Here is a 15,293-nt window from a genome sequence, read left to right as displayed (position 1 = left end):
TAATGGGGAATTGGTAATGGGGAATTAATCTTCCTTCTTCCCTCTTCCTCCTTCCTGACCTGCGTTAAATGCGTTACATCCTTAAAGCAGATATCAAAGAAATATTTGTGACCCTTTTTAGTGGTTTTTATCCTCTCGCTCTTTGACCTTTTAATGCTCTGACCTATAGTCGTACCATTGCTAGATTAACCCCTGATTCATCTATAAAAATCAGGTCTTGCGCCCTGACCTCCCTGATTTTATCCCAAAATTATACTTGGGCTTTTTGAACTCGTTCGCTTCTTTTCTCTGCGGCATAGACTTTTTTTTGAAAGTATAATTTAGTTTATTGCTAATTCTTCCCCGAGTCGATATACTTACTTTTATTCCGTTTTTTGACTCAAGCAATTCAATTAACTCTTTTAAAGTTGCATCATTATTCTCTTCTATTATTTCCACTCTTCGTCACTAATTGTTCGCCCTGTTAATTTTGTGGGTGGACTTCCTCCTTGAGCAATAGGACTGATATCTCCTGTCTCTTCAAATATTTTTAGTAATTTTTGAACAAAGCTCTTGGCTCCCTTAAAACGTTCTGCTAGTTTTATTATTGAAATATTTTCTTTTTGTCTAACTTCTATGATTTTTTTGATCGAGTCTATTGAATAGGGTTGGATTGATAATTTTCCTCTAAATAGTTTTACTTTACTAAGTGTACCTCATAGCTATGAAAAACGCTATAAAACACTTCATTTTTTGACATTGGTACTAAGGAGAGCGATATAGAAGTGATCGAGAAAGCTGTTGACCCAGTAAGGATAATCTAGCACTACACGCCCATTTTCACCTTCGTAATTATCGTAATGCTGCCAGTCAATTTGCTCTAAGTCTGTAGGAGTTAAGTAGTCGATATTGTTAATAAGACCTGACAGCCGATTAGAGAGCGTTTGGCTTGCTTCTAATCCTCGCCAGGGGTGTAATGTATACAGATCTGGTTTATCGACTGATTCGCGAAGTGGAGGTGTGCGATAGCCAGGTAGCCCTTCATCCCACAGCTTTTTGATAAAAATTAAGTCGTTGAGAAGAACAGTTTGATCGCGGAAAAAAACTAAATGAGCATTCAGTGGTTGATATAAACCTTGAGCAGTAAACGCCTTCATTGTTACAGGGTTTACCTGCTCAGCAATTGCAAGAATTAAGTCTGTAACACGTTCAAGATTTTTCTCAATGTATTGGTTGACCTGTCGAACCTGTGGAGTTTCTTCAGATTCAATTAAAGCAACGAAAGGACCGCTATTAGCTAGGCTAATAGCGGCATCGCCCTCTACCTCCCTACAGCGTCCTGTACTATTAACAAAGTTATTCCCCCATGCTTCTATCCAGAGAGGAACAAACTCATCCTGCGGAGTTGTGCCATCAAATCGCCAACAGGGGAAAGCTGATCGAACAGATAGGTGCAAATCATCACTATCGTACTCTGCTAATGCAGTATTTATCTGTTCCCAGGATAGTGGTTCTTGTAACTGTAGTGTTTTTTGGGATAAGTCACTTTTCCTGACAGTAAGTCCTTTCCAGCTTCCCTGATTAAACCCCTTAAGCTCGAAAATTTTAATGAGCTCAAGTAATTGTGCTCTGGCACTTATTCTATTATCAGTCCAAATTCTTATCACAAGTTCTGTACTCATATCACCCTTACTTTCTAGAGAAAGTTGTTCCTTTTATATTACAACTATCTGCCTTGTGTTGTAGTTCTCACATGAACAGGCTTACCGTTGATTAAATAGGGTTGTCCATTTAAGTGCAAAGTGCCATTTTGTATAGTGAAGCCAGGGGTTCGGATAAACCAGCACCAAAGAGCGCACCAATCAATATGCTGGTACCCAAATTTTCGATCCAGCGTGACCAGTCAAGATTACCTGAAAATAGATTACTAAATTTGTATCACTCAGGCTTGTTCGTTAAATTCTGTAACTTCGTTAGGCTTTGTGTCAGAGTTTGAGCCAGGTTTGAAAAGGATTGGTCGATCTGGAGGGCAGCTTCTTGAAGTTGTGTCGTGGCGGTTTCAAAATTAGAGGAGTTTTTGGAGAATGTACTGCGGAGTTCATCAGGAAATTCTGAGATAACCTTAGAAAACTCTGCGATCAGTTCATTGGTATCCAGGTCAGGTATATTCAAACCACGAGACTGGAGAGTTTCTAGCACCGCATCCACACTGGTTTGAATCACGTGGGTGCGATCGGGATTTTGAGCAACACTGCTCTGCATTGCTGTTGCGACTTCAGCCACAAAGCTTTGTAAACCCTCCTTAGCAACTTCAGGATTGTCACAAAACTCGTCTAATGAAACTCCCAACAGGTTAGCCAATAAGCTGGCAGCAGGTTGAGTAGGGTCGGCAGATTTTGCAGCATCCGTAGAGTTTCCTTTCCTGTTTTGGAGAGCAATTGCCACAACATTGGAAAACAGGCTGGAAATTTGCTCCATCGCCTGAGTCACTTCTTGCCGCATATAGGGTTCAGCATCTTTAGCTGAGATCTCGTAGGGAGCGATCGCATCTGGATCGACTTGTTTCTCAATTCCCCTAAGGTTACGAATAGCACAGTTACCATCTGGTAAATTTAAATTGTTCGGAACCAGAAAATAGTCGCCGACTGCTAAATTAACCCAAAGCGAGTGTTTATTTTTGCTCTTCATTTTCCCTATTTAATCACGTGCAGATATTCTCATTTTGGAGAATTGACTGTCCGAATAGCCCTAATTGCTTCAATCATACGTTCTTTTGGGTATTGACTTCGTTCATACTGTAGAGCATCTTGTAGCGCGGGTAGAGCTTCATTCACATGCATTATCCCAAGAGACCAAGATGCACTACCCCGTTGACTGGGATCAGGATTTTGTAAATATTCAATTAGCAATGGAATTGCTTCTCGACACTTTACGGCTCCTAGTGCAGCCAAAAGCATACGACGCACACCAATATTGGGATCGGGCAATTCTAAACGAGCCAGTAGGGCTTTACCTGCACTCGGATCACCGATCTTAGCCAATGCATCTGCTGCTGCCGATCTCACTTTAGAGGATTCATGTTCTAGCAAGGTAATGAGATGAGGAACTGCTATACGCTCGTGTCGCCAACCCAGGACATCACACAGCACAATGCATATATGCTCTGCTGATGCATCAGTAAGAGCTTCTAGCAGCGTTTCAGCCTCAACTCCATGCCGCAACCACTCAGTTGCAGACATTCCCTCAGCAATTCTAGAGCAAATTTCTTCTGGTGAATTTTTATACATATCATTTTCCTATCCTAAAAATTATCACTGCCCTGATGAACTATTCCATCCGGATAAACATTTGTATGTGAACCATTGGGATGTTGAACATCCCAATGGGGACCGGCATGTTGGTCGCGCGCCCACTCCCATTTATTGCCATGAATATCCTCAAAACCTCCTCCTTCAGGCCATCGAACTACCTCTGGATTACCAGCCTGACGAGGTGGTACATATGGATGATCTCCTCCAGTTGGTAAGTGATTTTGAGGATGGGGGAGATGGGGTCTCGGAACATTTACCTCTGGGGGAGTTTCAGGATTAAGTTCCCGAATCCTCTGTTCAATACTGCTTAATTCAGCCTCGGTTTCAAGAATCTCGGATTCAAGACTTCCTACAGAGTCAGGTTGCTCTTCCGCCAAATCTTTCAAAGCTTTTGCCTGCGATTCTAATTCTTCTCCTGGTTGGAGTCTGTTAAGTATTTCATGCTTTTCAGGTAAATTCTTTGGTAACTCCTTGCCTGCAAGTTCCCTGAGCTGATGTACTTTACGAGGGAGTGATCGGGCGCGTGAAGGTAAACTGGCAGTATCAACGCCTTCTTCCAACAGAGTCACACTCTCTTCCATGGATTCAATGGCATCGCGTGAAGGTTCTAAAGCTTCTGGAGATTTTGAATCTTCTGCAAGGCGTGATAATCTACTGGCTCCTGGTTCAAGTTCTTGTGCCTGACGCAATAAGTCTGCTTTGCCTGGCGCATCGTCAGGTAGGTTACGTGCTTGCTCAATTAATTCGTTTACCCTTCCTCTGAGAGCAACCGCACGATCTTGTAGATTCCAGCGCATTGCTTTGTTATGTACAAGAATGCCAAGGGGGGAGACGCAGTAGTTGTGCAAACCATTGACTTCAATGTTGTAAACAGTGAATGTACCTGTGCGTATCTGAATATGCTCTACTGTTACATCGCCTTGGTGCAGTGAGAACAAGGTTGAGCCAACCTGCAATTCTTTTGCTTTGAGCCAGCCTTGCTGAGGCACCCAAAATGGATGTTCTGGACTACAGGTAATGGTTGTTTCACCAATCTGAATATCCAGAACAGTAGGTACGCTACGAATAAAGGCACATTCAACCAGTTGAACTCGCTCTTGTTTAGATGAGGTGTCTAAAGCGCAAACCTTGTCCCCCACAATCAGCGATTCAATATTCCTTTCACCTTGAGGAGTAAAGACTTTTGTTCCTGCGACAAAGCAACCTTGAGGAGGTTCCTCTCCTCCACTGCTAGGTTCTCTTCGTGGGCGGGTAGGCGGTTCAGTTCCGGGTGGCTCCTCGACAGGTGGGCGATTGCCACCCCCAGGTGTACGACCTTTAACAAAACCCTCAATTTTGCCGCCAATCCAGGTGAGGATTCCGGCAAAAGCCATGTTAGCAAGTAATCCCTTATCCCACTCCCGCTTGTGGGCAACGTTATCTATGATTGTGACAATACCCGCTGTAACTGAAGCGCCAGCCGTCAGTAGTGCAAGGGTTGCACCAGCACTTAGACCTGCACCAGCAGCAACCCCTCCCAGAAATAGTAGGGCAGCAGCACCAACAGCACCACCGAACGCCCCAAAAATCATGTTCGAGACGATCCCTTCATGCCAGGGTCTTCCTTCAGCATGATTACCAACAGCTGTGCCAACTCCTGCTGCTATTGCTCCAACGAGAGCTGCCACAGCTACAATAGCCACACCACCTGTTAATACTCCTCCGATAACTAGTGCAACGACAATTGCTCCCAAAATGAGGCCAGTAATTAAACCTGCCCAGAAACCTGGACTACTGACCATTTCCACAAGGTCGTTCCACTGATTCACAAACCAGTTGTTTTTTGCTCTTTCCTCCGCTCTACGTTGTGCCTCATCAATTCGACCCGGTACGCTCTGTCGCGGTTCCTGGGCCTGCTCAGTTGCAGACGTAACCTGTTCATTCAGACCACCCCGATATTGTTCTAAGCCTTGTCCAAAACCGCTATCAACTTGACTCAGTTGTCCTTCCAGATTTGTGGCTACTTGGCTGACCATACCACTACCCGCAGCATTCGCTTGGGTAACGGTGGTGCCAAGCTGACCAGAGATAGTCCCAACTTGCTCAGTCACCTGCCCTCGTGCCTGTCCCAAGAAGGTTTGAATTTGTCCAGAGGCATTGGTAGAGATGGCGTTAATTGCGTTAATCACCTCTGTTCCAGCTTGAGTAAGGGCACCATCTGCCTGTTGGAAGGCTCCATCGGTGGTTGCGATGAGATTGTCATAAGCCCCATTCACTTGACCGACAATTTCTCCAGTGACTTCGGCGGCAAGCGAAGGGTCAATATCCATACCAGCAAGCTGCTGATTGAACTGAGTTAGATGCTCATTACCAGAGGCGATCGCCTGTTGTCCTTGTTGCTGAAAGGTTGTAATTGCCTGTTGTCCCGCAGTGGCGATCTCCTGGCTCTTCTGTCCGATCTGAGTCTGTAACTGATTCTGAATGGTTTGCTCTAAAGATGCCAATTGAGCAGTCAACTGGGTGCCGAGATTTCCGAGTGCTTGACTGCCTTGGGTAACAGCCTGTTGAATCCCACTAGCTGTCTGTTGGTTAGACGTATTCAATTGGTTCACAACCTGAGCCTGACCAGCACCCACTTGACGCGCAGCTTCCTGACCTTGCTCCCTGAAACCACGAGCAGTCTCAGGTCCGGTTCCTCGCAAATCCCTCATCGCATCAGACACACCACTCGTAATTTTGGTTGCAGTATCTAAGGCAATCTCATTAGCCGCTCTAGCCTTTGCCTGGGCAATTTCTGGAGTACTCCCACCTACCTCTGCCTTCTGTTGACCAATCGCTCGTGATTCCTGTGCCATTCCTTGAATCCGAGTTTGCACCTGTTGAGCAGACTCATCAGCAGTTTGCAACGAGCGTTCCGCATAGGTATTCCCAAGGGTCTGGGCACGTTCCTGTCCAGAGGAGAAGGTTGTTGCTACTTGCTCCTGGGTCGCAGCATGACCCTGTTGTAAGGTTGCCAAGTGTGAAGTAGCGTCGGTTTGAAGCTGAGCCTGAGCACTGGTAACAATCTCTCCAACTTGAGCGCGGGCATTGGCAAAAAGAGCCTGAATTGCACCTGTTTGCTGTTCTCCGGCTGCGATCAGCGCTGCTTGCTGCTGTTGGATGCTAGCAGCGATCGCTTCAGTACCTTGAGTAATGCGATCGGTAAATCGCTGTCGCGCACCATTGGCTGCTGTAGCAACCTGTTCGAGTAAAGCTTGGGTACTTTGCGATCGCGCTGACGTTGTTGGTAATTCAGGAGATTGCGAGCGGGAATTTGCAGCTATTCGTTCTCCAGAATTTCCTTCCTTACCAGGAGATGTGGGCGATCCTGACTGGCGATCGGACTGCATCGATGCAGACCCAGAAACTCCACTTGATTTGGCTTGAGGTGAGGAATTTCCCTGTTTCGGATGAGGGGTCTGTGAGTGGGTCGATTGACCTTTCTGATGGCTGTTAGTTGGAGAATTAGGGGTTTTGTCAGACTTTCTATCAGTTGTTTGGGTTGGTGCTGATGCCTTTGCCAATGGGGATTTTGTCTTGTTTCTATCCTTCTCGGTTCCAACTTCAGAGGTTTCGGATGTAGAAGAGGGAGATTGCTCCCCTGTTACTGTGGAAGTTGATTTTCCTGAATGTTTGTTTGTATCGGTAACTTGAGTTGCTTGGCTTGTTTCTGCTTCATTTTCAGGCTGGCTTTCATGGTCTGGAGCCGTTCCTGTTTGACCAGAGGGGATCTCTTGCTCGGAAGCTGATGCTACATCGCGATCTGATCCTAATCTTCCCAGAATTCTGCTGAACGTTTGCTGCTGCTGTGGTGAAAGTTGCGTTTGAACCTGTGCAACAACTACTTGACGATTGGATGGAGCTAGACCTGCTAGCATCCCCATGACCCCTCCCGCTCGATCTTCAGGATCTGCGCTCAAACTCTCAACAATTTGCCTAGCAACAGCCTCGACATTTGATGAGTCTGTTTCAAACTGAAAGGGGCTTTGTTGTTGATCTGTAGAAACAGCAGAACTACCGTCAAGCTTACGCTGAACCGCACCCCCCTGCTGTACGGTATGGGTCAACTCATGCGCTGTCAACTCATCCTTACCCGGAGACTTCCCCGCCCCATAGTAAATATCGCTACCATGAGCAAACGCCTGCGCCCCCAACTCCTTATTCATCTGCACCGCATTCGAGTCGGTATGCACTCGCACGCCACTAAATTCAGCACCAAAGCGCGGCTCCATGAAACTACGTACATCATCGGGTAAAGCACTACCCCCACCCTTAGAACCCGCGAGCCGGTTTTCTACGCTGCCAGAAGCCTGAGAACTCCCATCAGATACTCGTTTCGCCCCCGACTTTATCTGGACTTCTTCTTCCTCCCCTGACGAGCGCTGCACCAGTGGAGTAATGGAATTTACCTCTGGTTGCATTTGGACTGCTTCTGTATCTTCCCCGGTTTGACGTTGAATTGGCTGCTGTAGGGCTGAGTCTGGCATCGTCATGACTTTCGCCGCCATGCTGTCAGCTTCTTGTTCGTATTTATCCCCGGGTGCGCCAACTGTTAGTTTGGTTTGAACCAATTCGTTGTTTTGCTCTTCTTTTTCTTGTGGTTCGCCTTCACTACTATGAGCCTGAATTGCCCCCTGTGGCTGCATCTGGAGAGATTCTGTTGATTCTTCTTGTTTCTTCACATCAGAGGTTTCTTGACGCTGAATTCCTTCTGGATGAGTGCTAGAATTTGCTGAACTTTGAGGCGCTTCTATAGGAATATTTCGCCCATTAAACGGAGCTCTGGCGATTTTTGGCTGTAGTGCTTCCCCGTCGCTGGTTATCGTTGAATTGCTTGATTCCCCTGCTGTTTTTTCTGCTGAATCTGCTGCCATCTGAGCTTGAATGGCTGGCGTTTCTTGTTGTTCCTCCTGTTGGCGTTGAATCGGTTGGGGGGAAGCTTCACCGCTGCGAATGGGCGCTTCTACAGAAATATTGCCCCAATTTAACCTACTGCGATCGATTTTTGGTTGGAGCGGCCCCTCAGTCGCTTTCGTTAAATTACTTAATTCTCCTTTACTTGTTTCTGCTTTTTTTGCTGAAACTTGATGTTCGATTGCTGGCGTTTCCTCTTGTTCCTGTTGGCGTTGAATGCCGCCAGGCAAAGACATCCCATTACCCCGAGAAGGCGCTTCTACAGTAATGTTTTGCCAATTCAAGCTGCGACGGATTGTTTTTGGTTGAATCCCTCCTAATTCCTGCGATATGTTTGAATTGCTGCCAACAGATTCAGATTGCTCCGAAGTCAACGGGCTTTGGTGAAGTAGGGGCGAACAAGCTTGATTCGCCACAGGTGGCGTCACCGAGGTTTTCTTTTGGGCTGGTACTCGTTCGCTCATCACCTAACTGCTCCCGGCACTACCAGTAATTGCAGATTGTTAATTTCTGATTTGAGATTCGATGCGGGACTTGCGCTTACCAACCCGGTTTCTCTGAAAACTCGTCGCTTTGGAACCCGAGATTTACGCTTACACCCTATTTCAGGGTTGCTAGTAAGTCCTGTTGAAATTTTTAGGGCTAGGATTAACCGCCAATTAATACGGTAGCACAGCCCGCTAAAATTTTATGGGATGGTCTAATGGCTTCCACGATTGTCTTTTCTAAGCCACTGGTGGGAAGCCCGTTAATCAAAACTGTAACACTACATCGATAATCCCATGGCTATGTGGGGGGAAAGACACAGGATAACCGTATATCCCCATCTACCTCACGGGACAGCGACAACTTCATCAGGATAGCCACGTATCCTGATGAAGTTGTGGAGTCATAGGGGTCTAGATGGGGAAATGGACTAAAGAATCTAGAATAAATAACTTGTTGCGCTAGCAGGTTTTTCGTGCTGGCAACTGGTTGATAAAGGAAAGAAAGCAACAGCGAAGGTTGGTAAAATTGATGAAGTCGTCAAGAAAGTAGCTGCTGCAGGGTTTATCGGGTGTCATTCTGGTGGTGGCGATGGCTGCGACAGGTTTGACAGGAGCGGCTGCTATTACAGCAGCTTTAGCGTTTCTGGGAGGTCCTGCGGGAATCCTAGGGGGCATCGCCGTGTTGAGTCTGACGGGATTGATTGCAGATGCCTTAACAAAAGTAGGGCTAGAAGACTTGCTGACAGCGATTTATTGCCAAAGGCGCAAGTCGCGGCCGCACGGCAAACTTTTAGAATAGATTGAGAAACTGTCGCTGTTTGACGGCGACATTAAGGAAAGGCTCCAAATGACGGTTGCGGAAGGGTGCGGTTGTGCGACGGCGCGAGCTGTTGACATGAATGATATCACTAGGGAGGCGGGTAATTTACCCTTCCGAAAGCAACTTTAAATATTGCCGAATTAAGCCAATAGTCACAGCGGGAATTTCTAACTGCGGAGTCAAACCTACATTTTCCAGAGGTTGAAAAACTTTGATTGCTTCGGGGTTGAGGTTGGCCAACCTCTGGCCGATTTCGGGACCGGTAAACTGCGATTTTTCTCCCCAAATAATCGCTGTTGGCGTTGTTAGCTGAGTGATGTACAGCGACAAATCAAAGCACAAATCTCCCCGCACAAAAGACAGGGCGGCATATTCTGCATTTGGTTCCAAAGCAGATGCGAGGTAAGCATCTACAATTTCTTGGTAAACGCGACGGGAATCGGCAAATTGGCGCTGTTCTAAGAAGCTACGGATACCGCCTTCTGTGGCGATTCCGGTACTGTAGAGCAAGCGGTCTAAAATCGGCGTGCCAACTAACTGAGCGAAGAAACTGCGGCCGTAATCTTGTCCGAAGTCCGACAAACCGCTGGGTATTGTTAAAATTAGGGATTTGAAAAGATCCGGCCGCGCGATCGCAGCTCGAATCGCGATCGCCCCCGTCAGCGAAGAAGCAATCACATCTGTCGGACTGCCGCAAGTTTTTTCTATAAATTCGATCAAAGTTGTGATATAATCTTCAACTAAATAATTTCTCGGCGGATGTTCCGATCGTCCCCAACCGATTAAATCAGGTGCTAAAATTCGATATTCGGCCGCAAAAGCCGGATAAACTTTCGACCATTCGTAGGCACTGGATCCGCCCCCAAAACCGTGAAAAAATACCAAATTAGGTTTATTTTCTGAAGTTGAGTTCGGCAACCCGGTCCCAGGCATTTTTTCAGCAGTGTAGTAAACCATTCTGCCGAGAGAAGTAACTGTCGATCGCTGACCGAAGCCGAGGGGTACAAGCATAAATAAACCTCAATCACTGTTATATTTTAGATTTTTGTCCGCCCGGTCTCTGTTGAAAAAACTTCCCAAGCTGGTGGCGTTTTTGTAAAGATTGAGTATTGATGTCAACAAACCTGACGGTCAACTCGTACCGTTAGACACGAGGCTTCTTTTTCCCTCGAAGCAAGGGCTTTTTTCAGTGACTTAGAAACACCGCCACTTTTTTCATTACTGTTTCAACGTGCCAGAAAGTACATTGAAAATCAGGATGCTCCCGAAATATAATTGCCCCGATCGGTACCTGGGACAGCCACGCCGAGAGATCCAGAGGCGTGGATTCGGGGTACGGAGGCCCCCCAGGCGCCTCCTTTAACTCCCCTCTAAATACACGCCTTGGACTCTCCGGCTGATAGTTAAATCTATTTTAGTACAGGTGAAGCGTGAAACGACACACAGCAAGTAAGTTTTGGGATTTGGGCAATTCGGCTGTGTAGTTATTCTCACCCTTGCAAACTACTGCCGATGAGAGATAATATCAAGATGATGGGTAAGACCCCTCAACACACTAGAGTCTGTTCGCCAACCCGGAAAGCAGGCGCTCGGAAAGCAGGAGTATTAGAATTCGCTTGCAGTCAGGCGGCAGGTTTGCCGACGCTCGCCCATCACGAATAATTAATCACGATATTTTGCGGAGCAGTGGCTTTTGAGCTCGAAAGTCTTTGTTGGAGGGCGGGCGAGCGAGCGGGTGTCGATGCCGACGTTGCAGGTTTGGTAATCACGGGCCTCGCCGTAATCACTTCCAAAACACAAGAAACAAGTAATCTCAGGGAGGTCTACTAAAAATGCAACTGCTCAGGAAACGGGATCGCGAGGGTTTTATGGTTGATGCGAAAAGTCTTCAATCTGATGGGTTTGCAGAATTTGATTCAGCCTGTCCGAGCATGGATTTAAACGGCAAAAAGTCTTTTGTCGCCACTCCAGAACGCTCAGGCGCCGGGTCAGAGATGCGATCGCGTGCTACGGCACCGGCGATCGTCCGCCTAGCTTTAGAAGAGTTAAAATGCTTTGAAGTAGTAGAACACCAGTTTGCACATTGGGGGCTGACTTTTAGCAATGCCGTCGCCATCCAACCTTCAAACCCAGCATTTTTCACGGGTTCTGGGGCAACAGTGTTAATGGGAGCCCCCAAAAGCGGACAGATAGAAATAACTTTTAAGTCTCCAGTTTGCTGGGTATCAGGACTTGTCACAAGTTCGCGGCGAACTGTTTTATCTGCTTGGGACATCGACGGCAACTCAATTGTTCAGGATGAAATGCCGGGCCCCAATCTGGCCGGGTCTAATTCTCCGATCCCTCCTAGCGCTCCCCTGCGCGTAAAAGCTCCGAATATTCATCGCATTACTTTTTACGCTTTTGACGGTCAGCTAGTAGTCGATGACTTGATGTTTGGATTTTAGAGCTCCGTCATAAGTAGCGTCCCAAGTCTGCAAACCTTCGATCAGGGCATTGCGGACTAAAGCTTCGGGTTCCCGACTCAGCATCAGGCGAAAGCACTCGGCAGCTCGGGAACGGGCTATCGAACTTTTGACGGAACTCACAGCGCCAAACCCACCCTTATTCACCAAATCGGTCATTTGCCGCACTGCAATCAAACGCTTCACGGGGTCAGGATCGGTCAAATCTGCCAGGATGCGATCGAGGGCCACTTCATCTTTTGAGGCCGCCAGACTCAACGCTTGCTGCAGCAACAGCCCTGCAATCGCGATCGTGCCAAAGTTCTGCAAAATCAGGCTCAAAGCCATCCAGTGGCTTTCGGAGTCCGCCCAAATCGCCAAACTCATGTAAGCACCCAAGGTAGCAATGCCGCCGGTGCCCACCGCTAAAACGAATCGGCGGTTCGGGCCCTCCCAAAATTGCTCGACGAGCGATCGCAGCAATTGCCAGTCCCAGGACTGCCCTCGGTAAGCCAGCATCATCGCTGCTATCCCCAGCCCTGTGGAAAACAGTAACTGACTGTTCCACCACCCCCAAACTGCTGCCAGGGTGAAAGCGGCCAGCCAACCTTTCGATCGAGTCAAACGCTCTAGCAGCCACTTGAGAAAGGCAGTAGAAACCACAGCCGATCGGGCCCCAGAGCTCTTGGCATCAAGCCGGAGGCGCCTTTTTTCGGCAGTCCGGCCTATCGCTGCTGGGGTTCCCGGCGGGCGAGCGTCCGAACTAAATTCCCTCAATGCTCGGCCATCATCCATTTCTAAGCACAGCTCGCTCGACGGGAGCTTATCGAGTTCCCAAGTGCGATCGGACATTTTCACTGGCGATCGATTCAGCTTCTTAGTTGTAGTTTTTTTTACTTGATTCATACTGAGTTTTTTGAGAAATAACTTAAACTTATACCAGTTTCAATAAACTCTGCAACTGTAGACCAGTTTCAAACCATTACATAATCAGTCTTTCCCAATCTAAAATCTCACATCTAAAATGGTATGAGCCAGGCTTTTTTAACACAGATTTAGATACTCTGCCAACAATAGTCTTAGACTCTATAATACCAGAAATTTAAACTCGTGGTGAGTACGGCAACTTGCTATAATTCCGATAAATCATTACCCAATATAGAGCCATGGAAGATTGGTGAGAAAAGCACAACAGTTCGACAACGAATATTTCTGAATCACTCTTGAGACAGAAGGTCGATCGGAGTTGGCCATCAGGGCCAAAAATCGAAAAATTTTTAATTTCAGAAAATAGGGGAATTTTGAGTGATTCAATTCGTCCGCCGATTCATGCGCGACGAAAATTTAGCTTTTTGCCTGCAGCCCCGGGTACTCGGTGTCCCCGGGTGTCAAACGATGCTGGGTTCACAGCTTGACCCCGCTCAAAAACGGATACAAGTTTCCGACACTCGTGGTGGAGAAGCAAAAATTTTAGACTCTTGTTCAAGGTTCCAGATTCATCTGTGGAGTAAATCTAAAATCTAAAATCCTTCGACGGCGCTCGCGACTCGACTGCCCACTCGCTGAACGTCGCTCGCCCTCGCCGAACGTCTCACGCCAAAGTCTAAAATTTAAAATCGACTGACGGTTAGCTGGACGGAAACCAGCCGGGAAGGCCGACCGAGAATCCAGACAGTATTGTTTGTTGACACTCCCGGGCGTAAACGCACTCTTGATTCTTTAATGTATAGCAACCGCCAAGGCGGTTAGAGCGTAAACTGAGAATAGTCTTTTTTGTCGCTCTGCGATCCTGTTCGAGGGCTTCGCTAACGCACCACTTATGCCTCAACCCTACAGCTACGACGCGTGAAAGTCATTCAAGCTATCAAGCTTGATGGGTTCAAAATTATTGAAGCCAGTCAACTGTTCAACATTAGTCGCAACACGATCGCCCTATGGCTAAAGCGACAAGACCAAACATGAGGCTTTCTAGCTTTACCCAATCAGCCTCCGGGTAATGGTTATAAAATCACTGACTGGGAACTATTTCGTCAGGCAAGCCAAAATTCATGGGGATCAAACGAGCGGTGGAGATGGCAAAACTTTGGGATGGGGAAATTAGCTCACCCACCAACTCACGAGCCTTGAAGAAAATAGGTTTTACTCGCAAAAAAAGACTTAGGACTGAAAAATTAATAACTTGATGAATTACTAAGTTTGAGGTACGGCTCTATAGTTCCATTTTGGCAAGTATTCATCAACAGTAATTTGCATAGTTTTTTTCAAGTTATCAGCTCCCTTTCGACCAATTTTATAGACTTTGTCAAGCACATTTCCAACTACATATAACCCGGTTTTAATAATTTTTTTGTACCAGATACTTGACAATTATATATTGATAAAAATTACTCCTTGACAAGCTCTAGTAACATGAGGAAAGAGTCCATGTTCGCTGGGATATATTTAGATGTATAAGGAGGGTAATGGGCAATTATGATCTCAATTAGATTTCATTAACTAACTTTTGTAAATCTTCTTTAAAGATATAGCAATCCTATATGAATTATGAAAAGGCATCAAATCTTTTTAACTTAGGAAAATTGAAAAGATTATATTTAGCAAACAATAGAAATAAAAGATTAATAATATTAATTTTTTTTTGAGATAATAAAGTCTCCTGAGCAAACTTTTTAATTGAAACCAAATTGCCTCAACTGGATTTTCTTCGGGTGCATAAGGGGCAAAAAGTTCACAAGTAATTTTCCATTCCGAAGGGGCTAGTCCTTCATTTTTTTTTCTAAAAATTTCTGCATATTCTCTCCGGTATGATGCCTGACTCCATCCCAAAATATTAACAATCTTTTCCCGACATTTTTTTTTGTAAATTTTCGACAAATTTGACAGTATTTTCTCCATTTCCTGTTGAATATTTTTCGAGTATTAAATCTGGCTCTAACAAATTTAATGCACCATAATAAGTTTGTCTATCTTGATAATTATTAATTGGTATTTCCACGCGTTCTTTTGACTTTACCCATGTTTCACCAGGAGATGTCTCCTCCCATTAAATGGCATGAGTCTATTGCATAGACTACAAGCTGTCCCGACTCTATTTCCTCTCTCTTATCTTCGAGAATTTGGTGGATTTTTTATTTCTTTTTTTGACTTTTTATTCATCTTTTTTCGGATTTACTTTTTCAGCTTTTTGTCTGGTTATCTTCGCTTTTCTGTAAATTTTATAGTAACTTTTTTTCGATTTAAATAGGGTCTTCTGGGTTGGCGGTGTAAACTGTATAATATATGAACTTTATGCTAGAGGCTAAGCTCATGGATTTTCATC

General features: G+C 45.9%; 9 protein-coding genes and 2 pseudogenes. 3 read left to right on the top strand and 8 right to left on the bottom strand.

What is annotated here, in order from left to right; genetic code table 11:
* Positions 1–130: 130 nt before the first annotated feature.
* The 5 genes and pseudogenes from QUB56_RS37425 to QUB56_RS26980 form a co-directional block, all read right to left on the bottom strand.
* A pseudogene (locus QUB56_RS37425) lies at positions 131–653 on the bottom strand (IS630-like element ISMae26 family transposase); the annotation flags it as partial.
* Positions 654–725: 72 nt separating this feature from the next.
* A complete protein-coding gene (locus tag QUB56_RS26995) occupies positions 726–1,661 on the bottom strand; it encodes a hypothetical protein (protein WP_332959344.1) in 936 nt (311 codons plus the stop codon).
* A 256-nt stretch (positions 1,662–1,917) separates the two neighbouring features.
* Positions 1,918–2,667, bottom strand: a complete 750-nt coding sequence (locus QUB56_RS26990) for a hypothetical protein (protein WP_332959343.1) — start codon at positions 2,665–2,667, stop codon at positions 1,918–1,920.
* A gap of 29 nt (positions 2,668–2,696) precedes the next feature.
* Positions 2,697–3,266, bottom strand: coding sequence for a HEAT repeat domain-containing protein (locus QUB56_RS26985; protein ID WP_332959342.1), 570 nt, complete (start codon positions 3,264–3,266; stop codon positions 2,697–2,699).
* Positions 3,267–3,280: 14 nt separating this feature from the next.
* On the bottom strand, positions 3,281–8,686 hold the full coding sequence (locus QUB56_RS26980; RefSeq protein WP_332959341.1) for an eCIS core domain-containing protein: 5,406 nt from the start codon (positions 8,684–8,686) through the stop codon (positions 3,281–3,283).
* Positions 8,687–9,299: 613 nt separating this feature from the next.
* Here QUB56_RS26980 and QUB56_RS26975 point away from each other — a divergent pair.
* Positions 9,300–9,509 carry a hypothetical protein gene (locus QUB56_RS26975; RefSeq protein ID WP_332959340.1) on the top strand — a complete coding sequence of 70 codons (210 nt, stop codon included), beginning with the start codon at positions 9,300–9,302 and terminating at the stop codon, positions 9,507–9,509.
* Between the two features lie 126 nt (positions 9,510–9,635).
* Here QUB56_RS26975 and QUB56_RS26970 read toward each other — a convergent pair whose 3' ends face one another.
* Positions 9,636–10,541, bottom strand: coding sequence for an alpha/beta fold hydrolase (locus tag QUB56_RS26970; protein WP_332959339.1), 906 nt, complete (start codon positions 10,539–10,541; stop codon positions 9,636–9,638).
* 821 nt (positions 10,542–11,362) lie between these two features.
* Here QUB56_RS26970 and QUB56_RS26965 point away from each other — a divergent pair.
* A complete protein-coding gene (locus QUB56_RS26965) occupies positions 11,363–11,977 on the top strand; it encodes a hypothetical protein (protein ID WP_332959338.1) in 615 nt (204 codons plus the stop codon).
* On the opposite strand, the gene QUB56_RS26960 is transcribed toward QUB56_RS26965, so the two are convergent.
* Positions 11,945–12,880 carry a hypothetical protein gene (locus QUB56_RS26960; protein ID WP_332959337.1) on the bottom strand — a complete coding sequence of 312 codons (936 nt, stop codon included), beginning with the start codon at positions 12,878–12,880 and terminating at the stop codon, positions 11,945–11,947. The two genes, QUB56_RS26965 and QUB56_RS26960, sit on opposite strands and share 33 nt — an antisense overlap.
* A gap of 913 nt (positions 12,881–13,793) precedes the next feature.
* On the opposite strand from QUB56_RS26960, the pseudogene QUB56_RS26955 reads away from it, so the two are divergent.
* A pseudogene (locus tag QUB56_RS26955) lies at positions 13,794–14,127 on the top strand (IS630 transposase-related protein); the annotation flags it as partial.
* Positions 14,128–14,804: 677 nt separating this feature from the next.
* Here the strand turns inward: QUB56_RS26955 and QUB56_RS26950 are convergent.
* A complete protein-coding gene (locus tag QUB56_RS26950) occupies positions 14,805–14,969 on the bottom strand; it encodes a hypothetical protein (protein ID WP_332959336.1) in 165 nt (54 codons plus the stop codon).
* Positions 14,970–15,293 lie beyond the last annotated feature (324 nt).

The organism is Microcoleus sp. AR_TQ3_B6 (assembly GCF_036702785.1).
Classification (GTDB): Bacteria; Cyanobacteriota; Cyanobacteriia; order Cyanobacteriales; family Microcoleaceae; genus Microcoleus.
This window is presented reverse-complemented; position numbering and strand designations above follow the sequence as displayed.